This is a genomic window from Nocardioides furvisabuli (assembly GCF_021083185.1).
In the GTDB taxonomy this organism is placed as follows: Bacteria; Actinomycetota; Actinomycetes; order Propionibacteriales; family Nocardioidaceae; genus Nocardioides; species Nocardioides furvisabuli.
Genome location: NZ_JAIGQB010000002.1, coordinates 183,954 through 208,968, shown reverse-complemented (window position 1 = coordinate 208,968; position 25,015 = coordinate 183,954). Strand labels below are relative to the sequence as shown.

The following is a 25,015-nucleotide window of genomic DNA, read 5'->3' as shown; positions in this document are numbered from 1 at the left end:
GCTCCCGCACGACGGGGGCCGGGCCTCGGCGCAGGGCACCGTGCCCGCCCGTGTGGTGTGATGGCCGCACGCGAGAACCCACACCTGACCCACTGCGAGAGAAGAGGCGCCGGATGAGTGACGTACTGAGCCGCGAGGCGATCGTGCTGGGTGGGCAGGCCCGCGACCGCGATGCGGCGATCACCGAGGCCGGCCAGCTGCTCGTGGCAGCCGGCGCCGTCGACCAGGCCTACGTCGACGCCATGCACGAGCGCGAGACCTCGGTCTCCACCTTCATGGGCAATGGGCTCGCCATCCCGCACGGCACCAACGAGGCCAAGGCGCTCATCCGCCACACGGCGATCTCGTTCGTCCGCTACGACGAGCCCATCGACTGGAAGGGCAGCCCGGCGACCTACGTCGTCGGCATCGCCGGCGCCGGCGACGACCACCTCGCGGTGCTCTCGGCGCTCGCGGGCGCGTTCACCGACGACGCCAGCCTCGCCGCGCTCGCCGCGGCTCGGACCCCCGACGACGTGCTCGCTGTCCTGGCCGACAAGGTCTAGGCCCGGCGAGGTGGAGGCTGACCCCCGTCCCTCCACCCCGTCGCACCAGGAGCCCCCGCCGACCAGCCTCGGCGGGGGCTCCGCCGCGTCGGGGCCGGGTCAGCAGGCGGTGACGGCGACGGGCACGCCGTTGAGCGCGGCGTTGCCGGACACGTCGAGGAGCTCGGGGTCGGTGAGGTCGTTGACCGAGACGCCGGGCACCTCGCGGCTGCGTCCCATGCGTACGCCGTCGCGCGCGTGGCCGTAACCGTGGGGGAGCGAGACCACGCCGGGCATCAGGTCGTCGGAGGCGGCCACGTCCACCTCCACGGCTCCCACCCGCGAGGTGACGCGCACCCGGGAGCCGTCGGCGATGTCGCGGTCGGCGAGGTCGGCGGGGTTCATCAGCAGCTGGTGGCGCGGGCGGCCGCGGGTCAGGCGCTCGGAGTTGTGCATCCATGAGTTGCAGTCGCGCTGGTGGCGCCGCCCGATGAGCAGCAGCCCGTCGCCGTCCGGAGCCTCCACGGCGGCCAACCGGGCGACGTCGCGGACCACGAGGTCGGGGGCGAGGTCGACCCGCTTGCCCCTCGACGGCAACCGCGCGGGCAGCTGCCCGCCGCGGAGCGGCCCCAGGTCGATGCCCTGCGGACGCGCGCGCAGCTTCGTCAGCGTGACACCGCTCGAACCGCGCCGCAGGAGCTGGCCGACGAGGAAGGTCGGGCTCGCGGTCAGCCGGGCGCGCTGGACCAGGCGCTTCTTCAGCGGGGCCTTGCGGTTCAGGCGCGCCGTCGTGCGCAGCGTGATCTCGCGGAAGATCTGCCAGTCGTGGCGCTGGTCGGCGTCCTTCTCGAAGACCGCCGGGGTGAAGCGGGCGGTGTCGCGCACCGCCAGCAGGTGGAAGACCAGGTCGTAGTGGTCGCGCTCGAGCGCCGTGGTGGGCGGCAGGATGACGTCGGCGTGACGGGTGGTCTCGTTGACGTAGATGTCGACCGCCGCCATGAAGTCGAGCCCGCGCAGGGCCGTGTCCAGGCGTGCGCCGTCCGGGGTCGACAGCACCGGGTTGCCGGCCACGGTCAGCATCGCCCGCACCTGTCCCGCGCCGGGGGTCTCGATCTCCTCGCGCAGCGCCGAGACCGGCAGCTCGCCAGCGGTCTCCGGGAGCCCCCGGACCCGCGAGCGCCACGCGTCGTGGTGGCCGCGCCCGATCAGGCCGGTGCCGACCGCGTCGATCGCGGGCGTGGTGAACATCGCCCCGCCCACGCGGTCGAGGTTGCCGGTGAGGATGTTGAGGCAGTTGACCGCCCACTGGCACACCGTGCCCCACGGACCCGCGGACACGCCGATCCGGCTGTAGACCACGCCCGCGTCGGCCGCCGCCAGCTCGCGGGCCAGGCGCCGGACTTCCGCGGCCGGCAGGCCGCTCATCGCCTCGGCCCGCTCGGGGGTGAAGTCGGCGACCAGGTCGACGACCGTCGCCAGCCCGTCGGCGTACGCCGCCACGGACGGTGCCTGCTCCGTCGTCAGGACGTGCAGCATTGCGAGCAGCACCCACGCGTCGGTGCCCGGACGCACGAAGTGGTGCTCGTCGGCGACCTTCGCGGTCTCGGTGCGGCGGGGGTCGACGACGACCATCCGGCCACCGCGCGCGTGCAGGTCACGCACCCGCTGCGGGAAGTCCGGCACCGTCATCAGCGAGCCGTTGGAAGCCATCGGGTTCGCCCCGATGACCAGGAACCACGACGTGCGGTCGATGTCGGGGACCGGGAGGAAGAGCTGGTGGCCGAACATCAGGTGCGCGACGAGCTGGTGGGGGAGCTGGTCGACCGAGGTGGCCGAGTAGCGGTTCCTGGTCCGGAAGGACTTGAACATCGCCGTGCCGTGGGTCATCGAGCCGAGGCTGTGCGCGTTGGGGTTGCCGAGGTAGACGCCGAGCGCGTCGTCGCCGTGCTCGTTGATGACGCCGGCCAGCCGGTCGGCGACCAGGTCGAAGGCCTCGTCCCAGCCGATCTCCTCCCAGCGCGCGTCCGCGCCCTCGCCGAGGCGCCGCACGGGTCGGCGCAGCCGGTCGGGGTCGACGTACACGTCGCCGATGGCCACGCCCTTGGGACACACGTGCCCGCGCGAGAGCGGGTCGGCGGGGTTGCCACGCACGCCGACGACGTCACGGCCCTCGATGGTGATCTCGAGGCCGCAGATCGCCTCGCACAGGTTGCACACTCCGATCCGCTTCTCCGCCGACTTGTCCGCCATGAGGGCGATCGTCGCACGCCGCACCCCGGAGGGGGGTGACACACGACGCCCCGCAGGCCAGACTCTGCCGCGCCCGGTCACCGCCGGGCGTCCCCAACAGAATGGAGCTCGTCATGGGTTTCGGAGGGCCGATCGGCCTCATTGTCCTCGGACTGATCCTCGCGCTGGCCTTCAACGACCAGCAGGTGGGGCCCCTGGAGGTCATCACGCTCGGCTGGATCCTCGTGGTCGCCGGCGTGCTCTGGCTGGTGCTGACGCTGGTCCAGCAGAACACCAAGCGTCGTCACACCACCACCGCCACCACCACCGACGCGGAGGGCCGCCAGGCCAGCACCCAGCGCACGAGCGAGTCGGACCCGCCGCCCCCGCCGGCGGTCTGAGGCGCCTGCAGGTCCTCGGTTGCGCGGCGCGGATTGGGCCCACCGATCAGCGCCTCGATATGCTTCTGCGGTTGCCCGCGAGGGTGACGTGCCGTCATGACGGCCGCGGATCCACAGTGCCCCGGTGAACAGGCCCGGGCGCGCCGCGCAACGAGAACCGAAGGAGCCCCCATGTCGATTGGTACCGACGCGGAGACCAAGAAGAAGATCATCGCCGAGTACGCCCTGACCGAGGGTGACACCGGTTCCCCCGAGGTCCAGATCGCGCTGCTCAGCCACCGCATCTCGCACCTCACCGAGCACCTCAAGACCCACAAGCACGACCACCACAGCCGTCGTGGTCTGCTGCTGCTCGTCGGCCAGCGCCGTCGTCTGCTCAACTACCTGCAGAAGACCGAGATCGAGCGCTACCGCTCGATCATCGAGCGCCTCGGCCTCCGCCGCTGATCCCCGGAGCGGCCTCCCGCACGCGGGGGGCCGCTCCTGCGGTTTTCCGGGCGTCCCGGGCGCGCTCACGGCGCGCTAGTGTCGGTCCCGGAGCACTCCACAACTGAACACACAACCATCAGGAGCGACCCGCACGTCCGGCCCGGTCCTCGGTAGTGGCCTTCAGATCCCGCGCGACGACCGCGCGGACGATCTGCGGGCCTCGATCGAAGACCGGCCCCCGCGGGGCCTGACGCCCCACCACCGAGTGGACGCGCGCGGATCGCTCCGCGAAGAGAAAGCAGGATCCTGCTTCCATGAGTGAACCCATCATCTCCGCCGTCGAGACCGTCCTCGACAACGGCAAGTTCGGCAAGCGCACCGTCAAGTTCGAGACCGGCCTGCTGGCCCGTCAGGCTGCCGGTTCGGTCACCGCCTACCTCGACGACGAGACCATGCTGCTCTCGGCGACGACCGCGGGCAAGACGCCCAAGGACCACTTCGACTTCTTCCCCCTCACGATCGACGTCGAGGAGCGGATGTACGCCGTGGGCCAGATCCCCGGCTCCTTCTTCCGGTCCGAGGGCCGGCCCGGCGAGGACGCGATCCTCACCTGCCGCCTGATCGACCGCCCGCTGCGCCCGACCTTCAAGAAGGGCCTGCGCAACGAGGTCCAGGTCGTCATCACGGTCATGGCCCTCGACCCCGACCAGCCCTACGACGTGCTGGCCATCAACGCCGCGTCGCTCTCCACCCAGCTCTCCGGCCTGCCGTTCTCCGGCCCGGTCGGTGGCGTCCGCGTCGCCCTCATCGAGGGCCAGTGGGTCGCCTTCCCGTCGCACTCGCAGCTCGAGTCGGCCGTCTTCGACATGGTCGTCGCGGGCCGTGTCACCGAGTCCGGTGACGTCGCCATCATGATGGTCGAGGCCGAGGCCCCCGAGGACACCTACGCGCTCGTCCAGAACGGCGCCCAGGCGCCCACCGAGGAGATCGTGGCCGGTGGCCTCGACGCGGCGAAGCCCTTCATCAAGCAGCTCGTCGAGGCCCAGGCCCAGCTCGCTGCCGAGGCGGCCAAGCCGGTCCAGGACTTCCCGGTCTTCCTCGATTACGAGGACGACGTCTACGCCGCCGTCGAGGCCGCGGCCAAGGACGACACCGCCGCTGCGATGACCATCGGCGACAAGCAGGAGCGCGAGACCAAGGTCGACGAGATCAAGGGCGCCCTGCTCGAGAAGCTCTCCGGCCAGTTCGAGGGTCGCGAGAAGGAGATCGGCGCGGCGTTCCGCTCGCTGAACAAGTCGCTCGTGCGCCAGCGCGTGCTGCGCGACAAGGTCCGCATCGACGGTCGCGGCCTCGCCGACATCCGTCCGCTGCACGCCGAGACCAACGTGATCCCCCGCGTCCACGGGTCGGCACTGTTCGAGCGCGGCGAGACCCAGATCCTGGGTGTCACCACCCTCAACATGCTCAAGCTCGAGCAGCAGCTCGACACGCTGTCGCCGGAGAAGTACCGCCGTTACATGCACAAGTACGTCTTCCCGCCGTTCTCCACCGGCGAGACCGGTCGCGTGGGCTCGCCCAAGCGTCGCGAGGTCGGCCACGGCGCCCTGGCGCGTCGCGCGTTGCTGCCGGTGCTGCCCTCGCGCGAGGAGTTCCCCTACGCGATCCGTCAGCTCTCCGAGGCCATGGGCTCCAACGGCTCCACCTCGATGGGCTCGGTCTGCGCCTCGACCCTGTCGCTGCTCCAGGCCGGTGTGCCGCTCAAGGCCTCCGTCGCCGGCATCGCGATGGGTCTCATCTCCGACGAGGTCGACGGCGAGACGCAGTACGTCGCGCTGACCGACATCCTCGGCGCCGAGGACGCGTTCGGCGACATGGACTTCAAGGTCGCCGGCACCCGTGAGTTCGTGACCGCGCTCCAGCTCGACACCAAGCTCGACGGCATCCCGGCCGAGGTGCTCGCAGCCGCGCTGACCCAGGCCCGCGACGCTCGCCTGGCGATCCTCGACGTCATGGCCGAGGCCATCGACGCCCCCGAGGAGATGTCGATCCACGCCCCGCGCATCATCACCGTGCGCGTGCCCGTCGACAAGATCGGCGAGGTGATCGGGCCCAAGGGCAAGGTCATCAACCAGATCCAGGACGACACGGGCGCGACGCTGTCCATCGAGGACGACGGCACGGTCTACATCGGTGCGACCAACGGTGAGGCCGCCGAGGCGGCCAAGGCCGCTGTCAACGCCATCGCCAACCCGACGATGCCCGAGGTCGGTGAGCGCTACCTCGGCACCGTCGTGAAGACCACCAACTTCGGTGCCTTCGTCTCGCTCATGCCCGGCAAGGACGGCCTGCTGCACATCAGCAAGCTGCGTGCCCTCGCCGGTGGCAAGCGCGTCGAGGCCGTCGAGGACGTGCTCTCGGTGGGCCAGAAGGTCCAGGTCTCGATCGCCGAGATCGACGACCGCGGCAAGCTCTCGCTGGTCCCCGTCGTCGACGAGGCCGAGGGCGACTCCGCGGAGTCGGTCGAGGCCGAGGGCACCGACGCCGAGTGACCTGATGCTCCATCCGCGACCGGCCGGCAGCCATGCCGGCCGGTCGCGGCATTTCACCCCCGGCTCCACCGGTTCGGAAGGACCCCAGTGCAGAAGAACGGCACCACCCGCACGCTCCACACCGTCAAGGACGCCGACGGCGCAGTGACCTCACGCGTACGCCGCACCGTGCTGTCCAGCGGCCTGCGCATCGTCACCGAGCAGATGGCCGGCACGCGCTCGGCCAGCATCGGCGTGTGGGTCAACGTGGGCTCGCGCGACGAGACGCCTGCGCTCCACGGCTGCTCGCACTTCCTGGAGCACCTGCTCTTCAAGGGCACCCCCGAGCGTTCGGCGATGGAGATCTCCGTCGCGCTCGATGCGGTGGGAGGCGAGTTCAACGCCTTCACCACCAAGGAGTACACCGTCTTCCACGCCCGGGTCCTCGACGAGGACCTCGGCACCGCCGTCGACGTGCTGGGTGACATGGTCACCGCCTCGACGATCACCGCCGCCGACGTCGAGGCCGAGCGCGACGTGATCCTCGACGAGATCGCCATGCACGACGACGACCCCGACGACGTGGTGCACAACCTCTTCGCGCACCAGGCCTGGGGCGACACGCCCCTCGGGCGCCCGATCGCCGGCACCGAGGCCTCGATCACCGCGATGACCCGGGCCCAGATCCACCGCTTCTACCGTCGCCACTACCGTGCCGACAACATGGTCGTCTCCGTGGCCGGCAACGTCGACCACGCCGATGTGGTGCGCCAGGTCAAGAAGGCCTTCGGCCGCGCGGGGTTCCTCGACGGTGAGGCCACTCCCACGCCGCCGGCGCAGAGCGAGCACGCCCGCAAGGTCCACCCCGGCGAGACGCGTACGGTCCGGCCGCAGGAGCAGGTCAACCTCGTCCTCGGCGTGAAGGGGATGACCCGCACCGACCCGCGCCGCTACGCCCTCGGCGTGCTCAACACCGCGCTCGGCGGCGGTACGTCGTCGCGGATGTTCCAGGAGGTCCGCGAGCTGCGCGGCCTGGCCTACTCCGTCTACTCCTTCGCCAGCCACCACGCCGACGCCGGCGTGGTCGGGGTCTCCGTGGGGTGCCTGCCGGGCAAGTACGACGCCGTGCTCGAGACCGTGCGGGGCGAGCTCGCCAAGGTGGCCGCCGAGGGGCTCACCGAGGAGGAGGTCGAGCGCGGCAAGGGCCAGCTCAAGGGCGGTCTGGTGCTCGGTCTGGAGGACTCCGGCTCGCGCATGTCACGCATCGGCAAGGCCGAGCTCGTCTACGACGAGCTGCTCACCATCGACGAGGTGGTGGGTCGGATCGAGGCCGTCACCCACGAGGACGTGTGCGCGCTCGCCCGCGAGCTCTTCACCCAGCCCGAGCTGCTGGCGGTCGTGGGTCCGAAGGCCTGACCAGGCACTTCGTTCCGCCACACGCTGTCGAGCGGGCACTTCGTTCCGCCACAAGCTATCGAGCGGGCACTTCGTTCCGCCACACGCTGTCGAGCGGGCACTTCCAGCGGAAGGAAGTGCCCGCTCGGGGCATCCCAGCGGGAGGAAGTGCCCGCTCGGGGCATTCCAGCGCGAGGAAGTGCCCGGTCAGCGCCGGGCGATGATGCCGATGACCGGGGGAGCCTTCTGCTCGACCACGCTCACCCGGAAGCCGCCGCGCAGGAGGTTCTCCGACGCCTTCTTCACGATGTTGGGCACCAGCTCGGGACGGGCGGCCTCGTAGAAGAGGTAGACCGCGCCGCCGGGGACGACGCGCTCGTGGAGCAGCGCGATCTCGTCCTCGCACGCGCGGACCCAGAAGAGGTTCACGTTGAAGGCGAAGACCTTGTTGAGCCGCTTGACCGGCACCCGGAGCGTGGCGAGGTCGATCTGGCGCACGACGAGCCGGCCGGCGTCGACGTACTTCTGGTTGCGTCGCTTGGTGCGGTCGACGCCCGACTCCGAGCGGTCGATGGCGAAGAGCTTGCCGGTCTCCAGCTTCGCGCAGATGGCCTCGGCGCCGGCACCGGGGCCGCATCCGATCTCGAGGACCTGGTCGCCCGGCTGGACGTCCATGAGGTCGACGGCCCACTTGATGCGCGGCGGGATGGTCGGGGAGGGCATGGCGCACAGCCTGCCAGACCCGCGTTCACGAGTCAGCCACCGCCACCCGCGACCTGCGCCCGACGGTAGGTTGAGCCCGTGAGCACGCCTGCACCCGAACCCCAGGACACCCCCGTGAAGGTCGGCGTGCTCGGCGCGCGCGGCAAGGTCGGCGCCGAGGTGTGCCACGCCGTCGAGGCGGCCGCGGACACCGAGCTCGTCGCCGCGGTGGACGCCGGCGACGACGTCGAGCAGCTGGCCACGGCCGGCGCGCAGGTGGTCGTCGACTTCACCCATCCAGACGTGGTGATGGACCACCTCCGGTTCTGCATCGAGCACGGCATCCACGCCGTCGTCGGCACCACGGGCTTCGACCGGTCCCGGCTCGACCAGCTGGAGACCTGGCTGGCCGACGCGCCGGAGGTCGGCGTCCTCGTCGCCCCCAACTTCTCCATCGGCGCGATCCTGATGATGCGTTTCGCCGCCGTCGCGGCTCCCTTCTTCGAGTCGGTGGAGGTCGTCGAGCTGCACCACCCCGACAAGGCCGACGCGCCGTCCGGCACGGCCCAGCGCACCGCGGAGATGATCGCGGCGGCGCGTCGTGAGGCCGGCAGCGCGCCGATGCCCGACGCGACGTCGACGGGCCTCGACGGTGCGCGCGGGGCCGACGTCGAGGGCGTACGCGTCCACGGGCTGCGGGTGCGGGGGCTGGTGGCCCATCAGGAGGTCGTCCTCGGCGCGGCGGGGGAGACCCTCACCATCCGGCACGACTCGCTCGACCGGGTCTCCTTCACCCCCGGGGTGCTCACCGGCGTGCGTTCGATCGCGGCACACCCCGGCCTCACGGTCGGCCTCGAGCACTTCCTCGACCTCGACTGAGACATCCCGGGCGCAGTCGGGGGGAGGTCAGGCCAGGCGCGCGAGCGCGGCCACGGCGGCTGCGCCCACCACCACGACGAGGAACGGCGCACGCAGCAGCAGCGCGACGAGGGCGAATCCGAGACCCAGCGCCCGCGCGTCGAGAGCGAGGGTGGGGCCGTCGGAGAAGGCCTGCACGGCGACCAGGGCAGCGAGCAGCGCCACCGGGATCAGGTCGGCCACCCGCTCGACGGTCGGGTGGGCGAGGACTCGCTCCGGCAGGGACAGCCCGGCCAGCTTGAGCAGGTAGCAGCCGACGCCGGCCAGCAGGATCGCGGTCCACATCAGCGGTGCCCACCCGCCACGTCGTCGGGCCCGGGGATCTCCGTGGGGTCCGGGCGGCGCGCCAGGACGCCGACGAGCAGGGCGACGCCCCCGGCGGCCAGGACGGGCACGCCCGCGGCGCTGACAGGCACCATCGACAGCGCGACCGTCGCGGCCAGCACGCCGACGAGCACGTTGCGCCGGTCCTCGAGCCGGGGCCACAGCAGCGCGAGGAAGGCCGCGGCGACGGCGGCGTCGAGACCGAAGGTCCGCGGGTCGCCGACGGCCCCACCAGCGAGTGCTCCCGCCACGGTGGCGAGGTTCCACAGGACGAAGACGGCGACCCCGGTGGCGAGGAAGCCGAGCCGGGTCGCGGGGGTGCTGTCGCGACCCACGGACATCGCGGTCGACTCGTCGATGAGGACGTGGGCGGCACCCGCGCGCCGCCAGCCCCGCCACTGCAGCAGCGGCGCCATGCGGAGGCCGTACAGAGTGTTGCGGGTGCCGAGCAGGAGCGCGGTCGCAGCGCCCGAGAGCGGGCTCCCGCCGGCGGCGACGACGCCCACCAGTGCGAACTGGCTGGCCCCTGTGAACATCAGCAGGGACAGGACGCACGTCTGGGGGACGCTGAGGCCGGAGGCGACCGAGACCGCGCCGAACCCGAGCCCGTAGGCACCCGTCGCCACGCCCACGGCGAGGCTGTCGCGGAGGATCCCCGAGCGCTCGGCGGGTTCGAGCACGGCGTCACTCACGCCGGAAGGCTAGGACATGCCCTGCCCCGGGTCCGCCGTCGGCAGGGGTGCCGGCTACGGCTCGTGGCGGCGTACGCGCACGCCCGGACGCTGGCGCCGGTGGAAGTCGTGGACCAGGACGAACGCCGCGGCGATGCCCGCACCGGCGCCGGCCACCAGACCGACCCGGACGTTGAGCGGGATCTCCGGGACGGCGCCGAACCAGAAGCCGATCCCCATGCAGACGAGGACCGCGGCGAGGACGAGCACCCACCTGTGGAGTGATGGAAGCGGACCGAACATGTCGAACCCCCGTGCTGGACCGGTGAAGTGGCCGGACCTCCATAGTGACGCCCGTCACAGGAAAAACAAGACACCCAGGGGTGGATTGGCGCGGCGGTGTGCGGGCGTCAGGCGATCGCGGTGTGGAGCCGCACCTGCTTGACCGTCGTCGTCCCGGTCCCGTCGAGGTCGAGCTCGCGGTGCGCGGAGTCGGCCGCCCACCCGGCGTCGGTGAAGAACGTGCGCAACCCGTCGTCGCCGGCATTGACCCAGGTGACGGCGCGGGTGAAGCGGTCCGCGGCCAGGGTGTCGACGGCTGCCTGGAGCAACCGCGACCCGTGGCCCTTGGCCCGCTCGGCGGGGTCGAGGGTGACCTCGGCGAGCTCCCCGTCGGAGACCGGGTCGCAGTCGGGGTCGAGCGCGGGGGAGGTGAGTGCGAAGCCGACCACCCGGTTGCGCTCGAGGGCGACGAGCACGCGGTTGCGGGCGTCGGCGGGCCGGGCAAGCACCTGGCGCCACTGCGCCGACACGGCGTCGACGTCGCTCGGCAGCACCTCGGCGGGCAGCACACCGGCGTAGAGCTCGGGCCACGCGCGCACCTGCACTGCTGCGATCGCCTGGGCGTCGTCGGCCCAGGCGATGCGCACGGACACGTCGGCCGTCGGGCCGCCCACGTGCGAGTGGCTCATCGGTAGGTCTCGGGCAGCTTCTCGCCGATCCGGACCTGGGCCTTGGGCAGGCGCAGGAACTTCATCTGCAGCGAGCGCATGGCGGCGTACAGCGTGGTCCCCTTGGTGGACTCGTCGGGGAAGCGGCGGGCGAGCTCGCGGCGCAGCCGGAAGCGCAGCATGACGATGTCGACGATGATCACCATGATCGTGGTGAACAGGACCGTGTTGCCGAGCTGGACCATGCCGTCGTTGCCGGAGTAGCCCAGCACCATCGAGACGATGAGCAGCGGCACCATGAGCTCGATGAACGAGAAGCGCGCGTCGACGAAGTCGCGGATGAAGCGGCGCACGGGCCCACGGTCGCGGCTGGGCAGGTAGCGCTCGTCGCCGGTCTTCATCGCCTCACGCATCTTGCGCGAGGTGTCGCCACGGGCAGCACGCTGTGCGGCCATCTGCTCCTTGCGGGTGCGGGGCACCTTGGCGCGGGCGCGGGCGGCGGCCTCGGCCTCCTTGCGCGAGGGCGTGGGTCGGCCCTTGCCGCCCACCTTCTCGGGAGCGAGGGGGGTCTCCGGCTGGGACTGGGTACGTCGGAACACGCGTGCTGCCTTCACTGGATCGGATGCTCCCCCCAGCCTATCGCCGTACGCCCGGGCGGACGCCGTCGCCGGATGTCCTACCTCCGGCTTGGGTTTGGTCCTAGGGTGAGAGGGACGACCCAGCCGTACCGAGAGAGGGTTTCCACCCCGATGAGTCTCATGAAGCGCATCAGCCTGATCTTCCGCTCCAAGGCCAACACGGCCCTGGACAAGGCGGAGGACCCCCGCGAGACCCTCGACTACAGCTACCAGCGCCAGCTCGAGCTGCTCTCGAAGGTCCGGCGAGGCGTCGCGGACGTCGCCACCAGCCGCAAGCGCGTCGAGCTGCAGGTCAACCAGCTCGAGCAGCAGGCCGCCAAGCTCCAGGGTCAGGCGGAGAAGGCCATTGGCGTCGGTCGCGAGGACCTGGCGCGTGAGGCGCTGACCCGCAAGTCGGGCCTGGCCTCGCAGATTACCGCGCTCAAGGAGCAGCAGGCCACGCTCCAGGGCGAGGAGGAGAAGCTCGTCCTGGCCCAGCAGCGGCTGCAGGCCAAGGTCGAGGCCTTCCGCACGCGCAAGGAGACCATCAAGGCCACCTACACCGCCGCCGAGGCGCAGACGCGCATCGGCGAGGCGATGTCGGGCATCGGCGAGGAGATGGGCGACGTCGGCCTGGCGATCCAGCGCGCCGAGGACAAGACGGCGCAGATGCAGGCGCGCGGCCAGGCGATCGACGAGCTGATCGCCTCCGGCGCGCTCGACGACGCCTCGCAGCTCAACGCCGGCGACGACATCACCCGCGAGCTCGACGCACTGAGCTCCGGCTCCGACGTCGAGTCCGAGCTGGCCCGGCTGAAGGCGGGCAGCGCCCAGCCGGAGGCGATCGAGGCATCCGACGGCGGCGGCGACATCCTCGCCGCCGAGCCCGAGGCCGTGAAGGCGGACGGCGAGTCGACGGAGGGTGGTCGGGGATGATCGTCCGCATCCTTGGCGAGGGTCAGTACGACCTCGACGACCACGCCCTCGACGCCCTCAACGGCCTCGACAACCAGATCGAGCAGGCCATCGAGTCCGGCGACGAGGCGATGTTCCGCACCGCGCTCCAGGGGCTCCTGTCCGCGGTCCGGTCCAGCGGTACGCACCACGAGCTGGACTCCCTCGACGAGTCCGACCTCATCCTGCCGCCACCGGACGCCACCATCGGCGAGGTCCGCGAGCTCCTGGGCGACGACGGCCTGATCCCCGGCTGACCGGTCCTCGATGGCCTCGTCGCGCTTCATCAAGGACACCGGGCTCACCGTCCGGATGACCCTCACCCTCTTCCTCCTCGGCGCGCTCTACGTCGGCCTCGTCGTCGCCGTCATCGCCTTCGTCCGCAGCCCGGGCGGGGCGGTCGCGGTCGCCCTGATCGCGATCGGCATGGCGTTCTGGCAGTGGTGGAGCTCGGACAAGGTCGCCATGCGCGCCATGCGTGCCCGCGAGGTGACGCCCGAGGAGGCGCCGGAGCTGCACGGCATGATCGACCGGCTGTGCGCCCTGGCCGACATGCCCAAGCCGCGCGTCGGAGTCGCGGACCTGGCCGTGCCCAACGCCTTCGCCACCGGCCGCTCGCCCGAGCGGTCGGTCGTGTGCGTGACCACCGGGATCCTCCAGACCCTCGACTCCGAGGAGCTCGAGGCGGTCCTGGCGCACGAGCTGAGCCACGTCGCCCACCGCGACGTGCTGGTCATGACGGTCGCCTCGTCCGCCGGCATCGCGGCCGGCCTGCTGATGCGCTTCGCCCAGTTCGGCGGCATGGGCCGCTCGCGCAACAACAACAGCAGCGCGCTGCCCGCCGTGCTGGTCGCCGTCGTGGTCGCCCTCGTCGTCTACGCCGTCAGCTTCCTGTCGCTGCGACTGCTCTCGCGCTACCGCGAGCTGAGTGCCGACCGGGCCGGCGCCTACCTCACGCTCAAGCCGGCCGCGCTCGCCACCGCCCTGCAGAAGATCAGCGGCGAGGCCGCCGCCATCCCGACCCGTGACCTGCGGGCCGCCAGCGCGGCCAGCGCCCTGTGCATCGTCCCGGCCCTGAGCGGAGGCCTGAGCGGCCTGATGGCCACCCACCCGCCGCTGGAGCGCCGGCTGTCGCAGCTCGCGCGGATCCAGGCCGAGCTCAGCCGGCCGGCGGGGTGAGGGCGATGGGTCTCTGGGAGGCGATGCGGGCCAGGACGCAGCCGAAGCGCAACAACCTCGACGCGCTGTTCCTCGTGCCGAGCGCCGCGATCACGCTCCAGACCGCGCTGGGATTCGAGCCGACCGGCTCCGGCTCGGTCTGCTACCGCTCGGCCGCCGGGGCTGCCTTCGCACAGACCCAGCAGGACGTGGTGGCGCTGCTGCGCGACGACGCCGAGGCGCCGCAGGTGAGCGTGAGCGAGGACGACTACGGCTTCACCTGGCTGGTGGTCACGGGCGACCCGGGCGACATGTCGGGGCTCTGCACCGACCTCCACGCCGTCAACACCACCCTCGAGCTCAACGGCTTCGACAGCGGCCTGCTCTGCTCGATGGTGCCCTTCGCCAACGCGTCCGGCCAGCGGTTCGGGCTCACCTACCTCTACAAGCAGGGCACGTTCTACCCCTTCTCACCGAGCGGCCCCCAGTCGCGCGACACCCTGCTGGAGCTCTCCGTGCGCGACCTGCTTGCCGACGAGCTGCCGATGGAGCCGGACCTGCAGCGCTGGCTCGCCGTGTGGAAGGCGCCCGGCCTGTGACGGCGCTGCAGGACGGCGACGCCAGGCGCGAACGGGTGCTGGCCGCGTACGGCGTCCTCGACCGCCCGCCGCGCCGCGAGCTCGACGCGCTCGTGGAGCTCGCCGCCAGGGTGGCCGGCGTGCCCTTCGCCGCCGTCAACCTCTTCACCGCCGACACCCAGCACCAGGTCGCCACGACGGGCTTCGAAGGGCAGGACTCCGCGCGCGAGGACGCGTTGTGCCGGGTGGTCGTGGAGTCGGGCCAGCCGGTGATGCTCGAGGACGCCGGGCGCGACGCCCGGTTCGCCCACAGCCCGTGGACGACCGGCGAGATCGGCGACGTGAAGTTCTACGGCTCCCACCCGCTGACCACTCCCTCCGGGGTCGTCATCGGCACCCTGTGCGTCTTCGACAGCGCGACGCACGAGGTCGACGACGAGGCCGCCCGAGGTCTCGCACAGCTCGCCGACCGCGTCGTCGACGTGCTGGAGCTCGAGCTCGCCTCGCGGCGGTTGCGGGACGCCAACGCACGCCTGTCGACCTCCAACGAGCGCCTCGCGCACTTCGCCGGGCAGGTCAGCCACGACCTGAAGAACCCGCTGACCTCGATCTCGCTCTCGCTCGAGAGCCTCGAGCTCGAGGTGACCGACCCCTACCAGGTCGACACGGTCGCCCGCGCGCGGCGCGGCGTGCAGCGGATGACGGACATGATCGGCGGTCTGCTGGACTTCGCCGCGCAGGGCGCCGCACCCGGGGACGACCTCGTCGACCTGGGCCCGGAGCTCGATGCGGCGCTCGACGACCTCGCCGGCCGGATCGATCGCGCACACGTGGTCGTCGGTCCGCTCCCGACCGTCCGTGGCGACGGACCGCAGCTGCGGTCGGTGCTGATGAACCTCGTGGACAACGCGGCGAAGTTCAGCGCTGCTGGTGCCCCGCCGGACATCGAGGTGGACGCACGCGCGCTCGACAAGCACCACCGCGTCGAGGTGCGCGACCGCGGGCGCGGCATCCCTGCCGAGCAGCACGAGCGCGTCTTCGCGCCGCTCGCCCGCCTCGACAAGACCGTCGACGGCTCCGGCATCGGGCTGGCGACCTGCCGCCGCATCGTCGAGGCACACGGCGGGTCCATGGGGGTCGAGGACCGCCCCGGGGGTGGCTCGGTCTTCTGGTTCGAGCTCCCCGCGCCCGGCCACACCTAGGCCGACGGGGCGAGCCGGGCCTGCTTCATCTGGGGCGAGGAGTAGACGGTGCCCACCACGGTGCCGTCGAGCCACCGGCTCAGCCGTTCCGCCTCCTGCTCCAGCGCGGCACGGCCCGTCGGGTCGACGTCCTCGAGCAGCGAGAGGCGTACGGCTCCGGAGTCGTCCTGCACCCAGCAGCCCACGACCCGGCCGTCCCACCACGCGGTGGTGCCGGCGTTGCCGTTGGTGTCGAAGAGCCGCGGCCCGTGGACCGGGGCGAGGTAGAAGTCGCGCGACTTCCAGCCCATCACGGTCGGGTCGAGCGTCGGCAGCAGCGCGGCCCACGGCTCCACGGGCGGGGTGTCGGCGGTGTCGTCGGGCAGCACCCAGCCGGTCGTCGCGTCGTCGAGGGCGACCTCCACGGCACCGACGTCGGCGAGGGCCCGGGTGACGGCGGTCTTGGTCGAGCCGAGCCACCACTGGACGTCGGCGGTGGTGCCGGGGCCGAACGTGGCCAGCCAGCGGCGGACCAGCTCGGCGTAGCCGGCGGCCTCGTCCCACGGCTCCGCCGCCGCGCCGAGCCACTCCCGGGCGGTGGCCCAGCTCGGCTTGTTGACCCGCCAGTGGCCGGCGTTGCGCGCGCGGAACGCGGAACCGGTCAGACCGAGATGGGTCAGCACCCAGGGTGCGACGGGCACGGGCCGGTCGGACGGCTTGTCGGTGTCGCCGCCGACGGAACCGGCCAGCTCGGGCACCTGCGCGCGGAGCTCCGCCGTGGTCGCGGGACCGTCGGCGAGCCTGGCCAGGGTGGCGGTGCGGGCGGCCTCGAGCCAGGCAGCGCCGTCGTCGGCCAGCCCGGCTCCCTCCACCATCTTGGCGACCCGTTTGCCCTCCGCCGTCGCGACGCGTGCCGACGCGCTGCCCCACGCGGCGGGCAGGAGGTCGCGGGGGAAGACGAAGAGCGTGCGCCGCATGGCCAGCTGCTTGACGACGCTGCGCTCGTCGTAGAGCGCGTGGTCGACGGCGTCGACGTCGAGGCCCTCGGACCGGGCGGCGACGGCGAGGTGCACGGTTGCGGCCTCGGTCGCGTGCAGCACGGTCATCGCCCGCGTCACCGCCTCGACGCTGCCGAGCCGGTGACCGGGCGCCAGCGCGTGGCGCACGGCGATCCGGCGACGACGCTCGGCGTCACCGATCCTGGGCAGGGCCATCGACGGCGGCGGGGCTCAGTCGCGGTGCGACTTGCCGGGCAGGTCGAGCATCCGCTGCAGCGCCACGAGCGCGTCGGCCTCGGTCTCCGGGTCGACGGTGACCTGGTTGACGACCGTGCCGGCGACAAGGTTCTCCAGGGCCCAGACCAGGTGCGGCAGGTCGATGCGGTTCATCGTCGAGCAGTAGCAGACGTTGCGGTCGAGGAAGACGATCGTCTTGTCGGGATGGGCGTCGGCCAGGCGCTTGACGAGGTTGAGCTCGGTGCCGATCGCCCAGACCGTCCCGGGCTCGGCCGCCTCGATGGTCTTGATGATGAACTCGGTCGACCCGACGAGGTCGGCCTTGAGCACGACCTCGTGCTTGCACTCGGGGTGGACCAGGATGTTGATCCCGGGGTGCTGGGCGCGCAGCTCGTCGACGACGTCCTCGGAGAAGCGACCGTGCACCGAGCAGTGGCCCTTCCACAGGATCATCCGGGCGTTGCGGAGCTCGTCGGCGCTCAGCCCGCCACCGGGCTGGTGGGGGTCCCACACCACGCACTCGTCGAGGGCGATGCCCATCTGGAGGACAGCGGTGTTGCGCCCGAGGTGCTGGTCGGGGAGGAAGAGCACCTTGGCGTCGCCGTCGCCCTTCTGGGCGAACGCCCAGTCGAGCGCCACGTCGGCGTTGGACGACGTGCAGACCACGCCTCCGTTGCGGCCGCAGAAGGCCTTGATGTCGGCGCTGGAGTTCATGTAGGTCACGGGCACGACGACGTCCTGGATGCCGGCGTCGGCCATCGCGTCCCACGCGTCCTCGACCTGGCGCAGGCGGGCCATGTCGGCCATCGAGCACCCGGCCGCGAGGTCGGGCAGCACGACCTGCTGCGCCGGTGAGGTGAGGATGTCGGCCGACTCGGCCATGAAGTGCACGCCGCAGAAGACGATGAACTCGGCGGCGGGCCGCGCTGCGGCGTCGCGGGCGAGCTTGAAGGAGTCACCGGTGACGTCGGCGAACTGGATGACCTCGTCGCGCTGGTAGTGGTGGCCCAGGACGAACACGCGCTCGCCGAGGGCCGCCTTGGCGGCGCGGGCGCGCTCCACGAGGCCGGGGTCCGAGGCTGCCGGGAGGTCACCGGGACACTCCACGCCGCGCTCGGCGTCGAGGTCGCGGCCCTTGCCGAGGGGGAGGAGCGGCAGGTCGACGAGGCTCATGGGTCGATCCTAGGTCGCGTCGGTGACATCGACATGCCCCGCCCGGAGGGAGGGACGTCCGGCACCGGCCCGCGTGCCATGCTTTCGCCATGCCACGACGCGGTGAGGTGCTGGCCCTGGTCCAGGCGGGCGGGCAGGGCTCCCGCATGGACGTGCTGACCCGGGAGCGCGCCAAGCCCGCCCTGCCGTACGGCGGTGTGCACCGGCTCGTCGACTTCGCCATGTCCGCGATGGTGCACGCCGACCTCGCCGACGTCTGGGTGTCGCTGGAGTACCAGGTGACCTCGATCGACGACTACCTCTCCGGCGGCCGGCCGTGGTCGCTGGACCGCAACCGGGGAGGCTTCCGCCGGATCATCCCCCAGACCGGCACCGGTCCCGCGACCGAGAGCGGCTTCGCCTTCGGCAACGGTGACCTGCTCCTGCGGATGTCTGCCGACATCGCTGCGTTCGGCGCCCGCGCGCTCGTCGTGTGCAGCGCCGACCACGTCTTCAACATGGACCTCGAGCCGGTGATCGACGAGCACCTCGCCTCGGGCCGCGTGGCCACGGTGCTCACCAGCGAGGTGACCAAGAAGGACGCCTCCGACAACGTCGTGGTGCTCGCCGGGCGCGACGGCACCGTGACCGGTGTGGAGCACAAGCCGTCGCGACCCTCGGCCGGCACGGTGGCGAGCGAGATCTTCGTCTACGACACCAACGTGCTGCTCGACACCCTCCAGGACCTGCGCCGCGAGCTGGCCCCAGGACAGGACCCCCAGGACACGGCTGCCGGCGACAGCGGGATCGGCGACTTCGGCGAGCACCTGCTGCCGCGCCTCGTCGAGGGCGGCAGGGTCGCCGCCGTGCCCCTCACCGGCTACTGGCGCGACGTCGGGCAGCCCGGCCTCTACCTCCAGTCCCACCGCGACCTGCTGCAGGGCCGGGTCGACGTGTTCGACCACCCGGACCGTCCCGTCATCTCCCACTGGCCCGACCGCCCCGCCGCGCGGGTGCGGGCGGCGGGGGAGTGCCGCGACTCGGTGCTGTCCCCGGGGGTCGACGTCTCCGGCCTCGTCGTCGGCTCCGTGCTCGGCCCCGGTGTCGTGGTCGAGAAGGGCGCCGAGGTGCACGACAGCGTGCTCCTGGAGGACTGCGTGGTCCGTGCCGGCGCCATGGTGCGCACGTCCGTGCTGGACGAGCGCTGCGAGGTGGCGGCACGCGCCCGGGTCGGTGCCGAGCCGTCGGCGCGGCTGGCCCGCGACGAGGACGTGGTCCTGGTCGGGCGCGACTCACGCGTCAGAGGCGACGTCGCGGCGGGTGCGCGGCTCGAGCCGGGCTCGCAGCTGTAGGACGTCGCCGTCGGCCTCAGAGCAGGCTGCCGTGGTGCAGGTAGGGCGTGGGCGGCTTCATCCGCCGCACGCACAGGTAGCCGTTCTGGTGGATCGCCAGGCGTGCCGCGAGTCCCACGTCGAGGGCCCACTGGTTCGCCGCGGTGATGTGCTGCACCGAGACCTCGGCGTCCGGTCGGGACGAGGCGAGCGCCTCCCACATCAACCCCGACGCCGTACGCCGGTTCGTGGCCGCGAGCAGGGTCGGCGCCCCGTCGTCGTCGACGTAGGCGTAGCCGGATCCCGTGGTGTGGTCGGTGACGACCAGGCGGAACTGGGCGAGCAGCAGCTCGTGGTCGGACAGGTGAGCGGCTCCACGGGTCCGCCGGTCGACGGAGTCGAGCAGGTCGATGTCGGCCGCGGTGCCCTCCCGCACCCGGTCCACCACGGGGATCGCGCTGCGGTCGACAGCGCCGCGCAGGAGCATCTGCGGGTGGAGGTCGAAGCCGGCCAGTCGGTAGCGGCGTGCCGCACCGGGGTCGGCGCTGGCGGCGAACATGCCGCGCAGGCACCCGCGGCCGTGGTGCAGCGCCGCCGCCATCAGCTGGGCGCCGATGCCCTGGCCCTGGTGGTCGGGCCGGACCGCGAAGGAGGCGAGGATCCACATCAGCTCGCGCACCCGCGAGACGGCTCCGCCCACCACCTCGCCGTCGACCTCGGCCACCCAGCAGCCGCCCGCGTCGGTCACGAGGGCCGCCCGGGTGCGGTCGATCCAGGCGCCCGTGCGCCCGGGAGGACGGCGTACGGGGTCGGGCCACGAGCGGGGGTAGGAGCGGACGTCGACCTGGTGGTAGCTGGTCGCGGTGATCTCGCCGAACGCCTCGAGGTCGTCCTCGCGCATCGGACGGACGAGCGCCCCGCTCACGACACGTGCGCGGCGTAGCGATCGAGGAGCCGCTGCCAGTCGGCGTAGCGGGCGCGGAGGTCCTCGGTGCCGGGCAGCCAGCCGCTGTGCACCAGCCGTACGAGGGTGGCGCCGGCCTCCGCCTCGGTGAAGCGGACGTCGAGGACGGTCGCCTCGTCCTCGGGGTGACCGAGCCAGAACTCCTGCGTGTAGCGGCCGATCGGGTCCCACTCCATCACCCGGCCCCACGTGAAGTGCTCGTCTCCGTGGACCATCTCGACGGGACCGTCGGGGTCGATCGCGATGCCGCTGTAGGTGGCCGGCTCAGGGGTCACCGCCGGGTCCCACCACTCGCCCATCTGGGCGGTGAAGCCGACGAAGGCCTCGGTGGGGGTCACCGGCACGGTCACTTCGGCGACGATCGGGTCAAGACTCATGCGGCCAGCATGCCGGACGGCTCCACTGCGAGGATGGCGCCATGCGCGTGCTCATCGCCCCGGACAAGTTCGCCGGCACCCTCACCGCGGTGCAGGCCGCGGACGCCATCGCCGAGGGCTGGCGCCGCCACGCGCCCGGGGACGAGCTCGACCTCGCGCCGATGGCGGACGGGGGACCGGGCTTCGTCGACGTGCTCCACGCCGCCCTCGGTGGGGAGCTGTCGGCGGTCACCGTCGGCGGTCCGCACGGCGCATCGGTGCCGGCCGTGGTGCTGCGGGTCGGTGACACGGCGTACGTCGAGAGCGCGCAGGCCGCCGGCCTCCACCTGGTCGACGGCGACCCGGAGACGGCGACCAGCCGCGGGGTCGGGGAGCTGGTGCTGGCCGCGGTGGACGCAGGCGCCCGGACCGTCGTGGTCGGGCTCGGCGGCACGGGCACCAACGACGGCGGGGCCGGGTTGCTCGCCGCGCTCGGGGCGACCGCCGACGCGGTGCTCGACGCCGGGCCGGCCGCCCTGTCGGGCGTGGGCGACGTCGACCTGTCGGCAGCTCGCGAACGCCTCGCCGGCGTCACCCTCGTGGCCGCCAGTGACGTCGACATCCCCCTCACCGGGCTCTTCGGGGCCACGAAGACCTTCGGGCCGCAGAAGGGCATCGCGGAGGAGCGCATCGCCGAGGTGGACGGCTGGCTCGAGGCGTTCGCCACCGCCACGGACCGGCGTACGTCCCTCGACAAGGGTGCCGGGGCCGCCGGTGGCATCGGCTACGCCCTCCTGGTCCTGGGTGCCTCCCGCGAGCCGGGCATCGACCTGGTGGCCGCGGCGGTCTCGCTCGCCGAGCGGGCCGGACGCAGCGACCTCGTCGTCACCGGCGAGGGCGCCTTCGACTTCTCCAGCCGCGCCGGCAAGGTGCCCTACGGCGTGGCCGGGGTCGCCTCGGAGGCGCTGCGGCCCTGCATCGCGCTGGCCGGTCAGGTGCTGGTCGGCTCGCGGGAGATGCGCGCGCTCGGGATCGAGTCGGCGTACTCCCTGGTCGAGCTGGTGGGGGAGGAGCGGGCGTACGCCGCCCCGGCCGAGGCGCTGGCCGACCTCGCGCAGCGCGTGGCGCGGACCTGGTCGCGATGAGGCCCGGCCGCCTCGTGGGGTCGGGGAATATCCCCAGGTGTGCGACCATTGCAACGAGCGAGACCCCGATACTTCCTGGAGTGATGAGATGACCGAGCAGGTCGAGACCACTGAGCGCCGCACCGACCAGATCAACCTGTCCGACGTCGCTGCCGGCAAGATCAAGAGCCTCCTCGAGCAGGAGGGCCGTGACGACCTGGCCCTGCGCATCTCCGTGCAGCCCGGTGGCTGCTCGGGCCTGCGCTACCAGCTCTTCTTCGACGAGCGCACGCTCGACGGCGACGTCACCACCGACTTCGACGGCGTGACCGTCGTCGTCGACCGGATGAGCGTCCCCTACCTCAACGGAGCCGAGATCGACTTCGTCGACACCATCGAGAAGCAGGGCTTCACGATCGACAACCCCAACGCGACCGGTTCGTGCGCGTGCGGCGACTCGTTCCACTGACGTGACACCTGCGAAGGGCCCCAGCCGAGAGGCTGGGGCCCTTCGTCGTTCCTGACCGATCAGTCCAGGTGCAGGTGCAGGGCGTTGGCGATGCGCGCGGCGGCGTCGGAGACCCGGATCTCGCGCTTGCCGACCTCGGCCGGGTAGTCCTCGTAGCGGATGCTGGGGGGTGCGGCGACGGCGGCGCGCGCGGCGCGCTCCAGGCGGAGGTGGCGACCGACCGCCCGGCAGTCGGCGGCCATCTCGTCGGGGGTCGCCAGCTCGTCGTGGACCAGGTGCGCGGGGTGTCGTGACGTCGTCATGGCAACGACGCTATTGGCTACTGCGTGGTATCCCGAGCTGTACCGGGAGGTAGTGTTTCGCGTCGTGTCCCTCCTCGTTGCCGGATCCATCGCGACCGACCACCTGATGTCCTTCCCGGGTAGGTTCTCCGACAGCCTGGTCGTCGACCAGCTCGACAAGCTGTCGGTGTCCTTCCTGGTCGAGGACCTGGAGGTGCGCCGGGGAGGATGCGCGGCCAACATCTGCTTCGGCCTCGGCAACCTGGGCCTGCGCCCGGTGCTCGTCGGGGCCGTCGGTGAGGACTTCGCCGACTACCGCGCGTGGCTCCAGCGCCACAACGTCGACTGCGACTCGGTGCACGTCTCCGAGACGCGCCACACGGCTCGCTTCGTGTGCACCAACGACTCCTCGATGGCGCAGATCGCGAGCTTCTACGCCGGCGCCATGAGCGAGTCGCGCGAGATCGAGCTCAAGCCGATCGTCGACCGCGTCGGCGAGCCCGACTACGTCATCATCGGCCCCGACGACCCGCAGGGGATGCTGCGCCACACCGAGGAGTGCCGCCAGCGCGGCTACCGCTTCCTCGCCGACCCCTCGCAGCAGCTCGCCTTCGGTGACGGCGACCTGATCCGGCCGCTGATCGACGGTGCCGAGATCCTGTTCTCCAACGAGTACGAGGCCAGCCTCATCACCCAGAAGACCGGATGGAGCCCCGAGGAGGTCCTCTCGCGCGTCGGCACGTGGGTGGTGACCCTCGGCCCCGCCGGCGTGCGCATCGACCGCGAGGGCGAGGAGTCCGTCGTCGTCCCGGCCGTCCCCGAGATCGAGAAGGTCGAGCCCACCGGCGTCGGCGACGCCTTCCGTGCCGGCTTCCTCGCCGCCCTCAGCTGGGGCCTCGGCCACGAGCGCGCCGCCCAGCTCGGCTGCCTGCTCGCCGTCTACGTCGTCGAGCAGGTCGGCACCCAGGAGTACGAGATCTCCCGCAGCGCCTTCCTGGCCCGCTGCGCAGCGACCTACGGCGACGAGGCCGTCGCCGACTTCGAGCCGCACCTCGAGACGATCCGACCGTGAGGCCCGCCGGCCGTCAGCCGAGACGGCGTACGACGTAGCGCGGGACGCCGTCGTCGGCGGTGTCCGCACCGACGTAGTCCTGCTGCTTCATCCGGCACCACGCCGGCACGTCGACGGCCGCGGCCGGGTCGCGCGCCACCACGGCCAGCAGCCCGCCGACCTCGACGTCGTCGAGGTGGCGGGCGAGCTCGATCACCGGCATCGGGCACGGCATCTCGCGGCAGTCGAGCTCGAGGTCGACGGGGTCGTCCACGTCAGAGCCCCACGCGCGCACGGATCTCGGCCACGACGCCCGGGAGCGCGTCGCAGAAGGCGTCCACCTCGGTGCGTGTCGTGTCCCGCCCGAGCGAGAGCCGGACGTTGCCGTGCGTCAGCACCCCCATCGCCTCCAGGACGTGACTGGGGGTGAGGGTCGAGGCGGTGCAGGCCGATCCGCTGGCGATGCCGAAGCCGAGACGGTCCAGCTTGGTCACCAGCGCCTCGCCGTCGACGTAGAGGCAGGAGAAGGTCACCAGGTGGGGGAGCCGCCGGTGCGGGTCGCCGACCACCTCGACGTCGGGCACCTCCGCGGCCACGCGACGGCGTACGACGTCGACGAGCGCGTGCTGGCGGGCGTTGACCTCGTCACGCTCGGCCACCACCGCCTGCAGTGCCGCGGCCGCGGCGAGCACGGCGGGGACGTTCTCGAAGCCGGTCGAGCGCTCGTCGACCCGGTCGTCGCCGGGGAAGGGGTTGCGCCAGCGGGCGCGCTTGCGCACCAGCAGCACGCCGACACCTGCCGGGCCGCCCCACTTGTGCGCCGACCCGGCAGCCGCGGCCCAGCCGTCCGGCAGCGGCAGCCGGCCCATCGAGGCGCATGCGTCGGTGAAGAGCGGGACGTCGTCGGGCAGGTCGAGCTCGCCGACGGGCTGCACGGTGCCGACCTCGTGGTTCGCGACCTGGAGGGCGACGACGCCGACCTCAGGCGTCGCGGCTGCCTCGGCGAGGTCGCCGGCGTCGACCCTGCCCTCGCGGTCGCACCGGACGACGGCGGACCGGGCGCCCCACGCGACGGCGTGGCGCACCGCGGAGTGCTCGACGGCCGAGTGCACCACGACGTCGCCGCGTCGCGAGCCGCGCACCAGCCCCAGCAGCCCCAGGTGCACCGCGTGGGTGCCGCTGGGGGTGAAGGTGACCTCGTCGGGACGCACGCCGAGAGCGTCCGCGGTGGCCTCGCGCGCGTTGTCGAGCAGGAGGCGAGCCGTGCGTCCGGCGCGGTGCAGCCGGCGGGGGTCGGCGTACCCCTGGTCGAGGGCGGCGAGGAGCACGTCGCGGGCGGCCGGGTGGAGCGGCACGGCGGAGGCGCTGTCGAGGTACTCCTCGCCCGCCCCGGCCCCTTTCACAGGGGCAACCTATGCCACGGGGCGGGTCTGCCACGCGCGTGGATCGGGCAGATCGACCGACACCCGACCCTGCCCGGGACGTTGGGGGCG

29 protein-coding genes are annotated in these 25,015 nt (G+C 72.3%); 15 read left to right on the top strand and 14 right to left on the bottom strand.

Annotated elements, in window-relative coordinates; translation table 11 throughout:
• The first annotated feature begins 113 nt into the window (after positions 1 to 113).
• Positions 114 to 545, top strand: coding sequence for a PTS mannitol transporter subunit IIA (locus K4G59_RS04190; protein WP_231249530.1), 432 nt, complete (start codon positions 114 to 116; stop codon positions 543 to 545).
• A 99-nt stretch (positions 546 to 644) separates the two neighbouring features.
• Here the strand turns inward: K4G59_RS04190 and K4G59_RS04185 are convergent, their stop codons facing one another.
• On the bottom strand, positions 645 to 2,774 hold the full coding sequence (locus K4G59_RS04185) for a molybdopterin-dependent oxidoreductase (protein WP_231249529.1): 2,130 nt from the start codon (positions 2,772 to 2,774) through the stop codon (positions 645 to 647).
• A 113-nt stretch (positions 2,775 to 2,887) separates the two neighbouring features.
• Between K4G59_RS04185 and K4G59_RS04180 the strand changes: the two genes are divergently transcribed.
• The 4 genes from K4G59_RS04180 to K4G59_RS04165 all read left to right on the top strand — a co-directional run bounded on the left by K4G59_RS04180 (position 2,888) and on the right by K4G59_RS04165 (position 7,527).
• The gene (locus tag K4G59_RS04180) at positions 2,888 to 3,154 is read left to right on the top strand and encodes a DUF6458 family protein (RefSeq protein ID WP_231249527.1); all 267 of its coding nucleotides are present in this window, start codon (positions 2,888 to 2,890) and stop codon (positions 3,152 to 3,154) included.
• A gap of 171 nt (positions 3,155 to 3,325) precedes the next feature.
• A complete protein-coding gene (gene rpsO / locus K4G59_RS04175) occupies positions 3,326 to 3,601 on the top strand; it encodes a 30S ribosomal protein S15 (protein WP_135840703.1) in 276 nt (91 codons plus the stop codon).
• 296 nt (positions 3,602 to 3,897) lie between these two features.
• Positions 3,898 to 6,132 (top strand): polyribonucleotide nucleotidyltransferase, encoded by a 2,235-nt coding sequence (locus tag K4G59_RS04170; RefSeq protein WP_231249525.1) that lies wholly within the window; start codon positions 3,898 to 3,900, stop codon positions 6,130 to 6,132.
• A gap of 87 nt (positions 6,133 to 6,219) precedes the next feature.
• On the top strand, positions 6,220 to 7,527 hold the full coding sequence (locus tag K4G59_RS04165) for a M16 family metallopeptidase (RefSeq protein ID WP_231249524.1): 1,308 nt from the start codon (positions 6,220 to 6,222) through the stop codon (positions 7,525 to 7,527).
• Between the two features lie 186 nt (positions 7,528 to 7,713).
• Here the strand turns inward: K4G59_RS04165 and K4G59_RS04160 are convergent, their stop codons facing one another.
• Positions 7,714 to 8,229, bottom strand: a complete 516-nt coding sequence (locus K4G59_RS04160; protein ID WP_207081935.1) for a class I SAM-dependent methyltransferase — start codon at positions 8,227 to 8,229, stop codon at positions 7,714 to 7,716.
• Positions 8,230 to 8,343: 114 nt separating this feature from the next.
• Here K4G59_RS04160 and dapB point away from each other — a divergent pair, with 114 nt between their 5' ends.
• On the top strand, positions 8,344 to 9,087 hold the full coding sequence (gene dapB, locus K4G59_RS04155; protein WP_231250123.1) for a 4-hydroxy-tetrahydrodipicolinate reductase: 744 nt from the start codon (positions 8,344 to 8,346) through the stop codon (positions 9,085 to 9,087).
• A 27-nt stretch (positions 9,088 to 9,114) separates the two neighbouring features.
• On the opposite strand, the gene K4G59_RS04150 is transcribed toward dapB, so the two are convergent.
• The 5 genes from K4G59_RS04150 to K4G59_RS04130 all read right to left on the bottom strand — a co-directional run bounded on the left by K4G59_RS04150 (position 9,115) and on the right by K4G59_RS04130 (position 11,670).
• Positions 9,115 to 9,411 carry an AzlD domain-containing protein gene (locus K4G59_RS04150; protein ID WP_231249523.1) on the bottom strand — a complete coding sequence of 99 codons (297 nt, stop codon included), beginning with the start codon at positions 9,409 to 9,411 and terminating at the stop codon, positions 9,115 to 9,117.
• Positions 9,411 to 10,142 carry an AzlC family ABC transporter permease gene (locus K4G59_RS04145; RefSeq protein WP_231249521.1) on the bottom strand — a complete coding sequence of 244 codons (732 nt, stop codon included), beginning with the start codon at positions 10,140 to 10,142 and terminating at the stop codon, positions 9,411 to 9,413. The genes K4G59_RS04150 and K4G59_RS04145 overlap by 1 nt, the downstream gene beginning before the upstream one ends.
• Before the next feature lie 54 nt (positions 10,143 to 10,196).
• Positions 10,197 to 10,391 carry a hypothetical protein gene (locus K4G59_RS04140; RefSeq protein ID WP_231249520.1) on the bottom strand — a complete coding sequence of 65 codons (195 nt, stop codon included), beginning with the start codon at positions 10,389 to 10,391 and terminating at the stop codon, positions 10,197 to 10,199.
• 140 nt (positions 10,392 to 10,531) lie between these two features.
• Positions 10,532 to 11,092 carry a GNAT family N-acetyltransferase gene (locus tag K4G59_RS04135; protein ID WP_231249518.1) on the bottom strand — a complete coding sequence of 187 codons (561 nt, stop codon included), beginning with the start codon at positions 11,090 to 11,092 and terminating at the stop codon, positions 10,532 to 10,534.
• The gene (locus tag K4G59_RS04130; RefSeq protein ID WP_231249517.1) at positions 11,089 to 11,670 is read right to left on the bottom strand and encodes a DUF3043 domain-containing protein; all 582 of its coding nucleotides are present in this window, start codon (positions 11,668 to 11,670) and stop codon (positions 11,089 to 11,091) included. The genes K4G59_RS04135 and K4G59_RS04130 overlap by 4 nt, the downstream gene beginning before the upstream one ends.
• 150 nt (positions 11,671 to 11,820) lie before the next feature.
• On the opposite strand from K4G59_RS04130, the gene K4G59_RS04125 reads away from it, so the two are divergent.
• The 5 genes from K4G59_RS04125 to K4G59_RS04105 are packed head-to-tail and all read left to right on the top strand — an operon-like array spanning position 11,821 to position 15,580.
• Positions 11,821 to 12,624, top strand: coding sequence for a PspA/IM30 family protein (locus K4G59_RS04125; RefSeq protein ID WP_231249515.1), 804 nt, complete (start codon positions 11,821 to 11,823; stop codon positions 12,622 to 12,624).
• Positions 12,621 to 12,899 (top strand): PspA-associated protein PspAA, encoded by a 279-nt coding sequence (gene pspAA, locus K4G59_RS04120; protein ID WP_231249514.1) that lies wholly within the window; start codon positions 12,621 to 12,623, stop codon positions 12,897 to 12,899. The genes K4G59_RS04125 and pspAA overlap by 4 nt, the downstream gene beginning before the upstream one ends.
• Positions 12,900 to 12,909: 10 nt before the next feature.
• Complete coding sequence (gene htpX, locus K4G59_RS04115; RefSeq protein ID WP_231249512.1) at positions 12,910 to 13,821, top strand: zinc metalloprotease HtpX; 912 nt, start codon at positions 12,910 to 12,912, stop codon at positions 13,819 to 13,821.
• A 5-nt stretch (positions 13,822 to 13,826) separates the two neighbouring features.
• Positions 13,827 to 14,399: a PspA-associated protein PspAB gene (gene pspAB / locus K4G59_RS04110; RefSeq protein WP_231249511.1), complete on the top strand. Its 573-nt coding sequence runs from the start codon at positions 13,827 to 13,829 to the stop codon at positions 14,397 to 14,399.
• Positions 14,396 to 15,580, top strand: coding sequence for a sensor histidine kinase (locus K4G59_RS04105; RefSeq protein ID WP_231249510.1), 1,185 nt, complete (start codon positions 14,396 to 14,398; stop codon positions 15,578 to 15,580). The genes pspAB and K4G59_RS04105 overlap by 4 nt, the downstream gene beginning before the upstream one ends.
• Here the strand turns inward: K4G59_RS04105 and K4G59_RS04100 are convergent.
• Together K4G59_RS04100 and nadA are read right to left on the bottom strand one after the other, a co-directional pair.
• On the bottom strand, positions 15,577 to 16,773 hold the full coding sequence (locus K4G59_RS04100) for a winged helix DNA-binding domain-containing protein (protein ID WP_231249508.1): 1,197 nt from the start codon (positions 16,771 to 16,773) through the stop codon (positions 15,577 to 15,579). The two genes, K4G59_RS04105 and K4G59_RS04100, sit on opposite strands and share 4 nt — an antisense overlap.
• Before the next feature lie 15 nt (positions 16,774 to 16,788).
• Positions 16,789 to 17,967 (bottom strand): quinolinate synthase NadA, encoded by a 1,179-nt coding sequence (nadA, locus tag K4G59_RS04095; RefSeq protein WP_231249507.1) that lies wholly within the window; start codon positions 17,965 to 17,967, stop codon positions 16,789 to 16,791.
• 89 nt (positions 17,968 to 18,056) lie between these two features.
• Here nadA and K4G59_RS04090 point away from each other — a divergent pair, with 89 nt between their 5' ends.
• Positions 18,057 to 19,298, top strand: coding sequence for a glucose-1-phosphate adenylyltransferase family protein (locus tag K4G59_RS04090; RefSeq protein WP_231249506.1), 1,242 nt, complete (start codon positions 18,057 to 18,059; stop codon positions 19,296 to 19,298).
• A 16-nt stretch (positions 19,299 to 19,314) separates the two neighbouring features.
• Here K4G59_RS04090 and K4G59_RS04085 read toward each other — a convergent pair whose 3' ends face one another.
• Together K4G59_RS04085 and K4G59_RS04080 are read right to left on the bottom strand one after the other, a co-directional pair.
• Entirely contained in the window at positions 19,315 to 20,202 is an 888-nt protein-coding gene (locus tag K4G59_RS04085) for a GNAT family N-acetyltransferase (protein ID WP_231249504.1), read from the bottom strand.
• The gene (locus tag K4G59_RS04080) at positions 20,199 to 20,618 is read right to left on the bottom strand and encodes an SRPBCC domain-containing protein (protein ID WP_231249502.1); all 420 of its coding nucleotides are present in this window, start codon (positions 20,616 to 20,618) and stop codon (positions 20,199 to 20,201) included. The genes K4G59_RS04085 and K4G59_RS04080 overlap by 4 nt, the downstream gene beginning before the upstream one ends.
• 41 nt (positions 20,619 to 20,659) lie before the next feature.
• On the opposite strand from K4G59_RS04080, the gene K4G59_RS04075 reads away from it, so the two are divergent.
• A complete protein-coding gene (locus K4G59_RS04075) occupies positions 20,660 to 21,742 on the top strand; it encodes a glycerate kinase family protein (protein WP_231249501.1) in 1,083 nt (360 codons plus the stop codon).
• Positions 21,743 to 21,830: 88 nt separating this feature from the next.
• Entirely contained in the window at positions 21,831 to 22,190 is a 360-nt protein-coding gene (gene erpA, locus K4G59_RS04070; protein WP_207081919.1) for an iron-sulfur cluster insertion protein ErpA, read from the top strand.
• A gap of 59 nt (positions 22,191 to 22,249) precedes the next feature.
• Here the strand turns inward: erpA and K4G59_RS04065 are convergent, their stop codons facing one another.
• Entirely contained in the window at positions 22,250 to 22,492 is a 243-nt protein-coding gene (locus K4G59_RS04065) for a hypothetical protein (RefSeq protein ID WP_231249499.1), read from the bottom strand.
• Positions 22,493 to 22,556: 64 nt separating this feature from the next.
• On the opposite strand from K4G59_RS04065, the gene K4G59_RS04060 reads away from it, so the two are divergent.
• Positions 22,557 to 23,543, top strand: a complete 987-nt coding sequence (locus tag K4G59_RS04060; RefSeq protein ID WP_231249498.1) for a carbohydrate kinase family protein — start codon at positions 22,557 to 22,559, stop codon at positions 23,541 to 23,543.
• A 13-nt stretch (positions 23,544 to 23,556) separates the two neighbouring features.
• On the opposite strand, the gene K4G59_RS04055 is transcribed toward K4G59_RS04060, so the two are convergent.
• Complete coding sequence (locus K4G59_RS04055) at positions 23,557 to 23,796, bottom strand: sulfurtransferase TusA family protein (RefSeq protein WP_231249496.1); 240 nt, start codon at positions 23,794 to 23,796, stop codon at positions 23,557 to 23,559.
• A 1-nt stretch (position 23,797) separates the two neighbouring features.
• Positions 23,798 to 24,925: a cysteine desulfurase family protein gene (locus K4G59_RS04050; RefSeq protein WP_231249495.1), complete on the bottom strand. Its 1,128-nt coding sequence runs from the start codon at positions 24,923 to 24,925 to the stop codon at positions 23,798 to 23,800.
• Positions 24,926 to 25,015 lie beyond the last annotated feature (90 nt).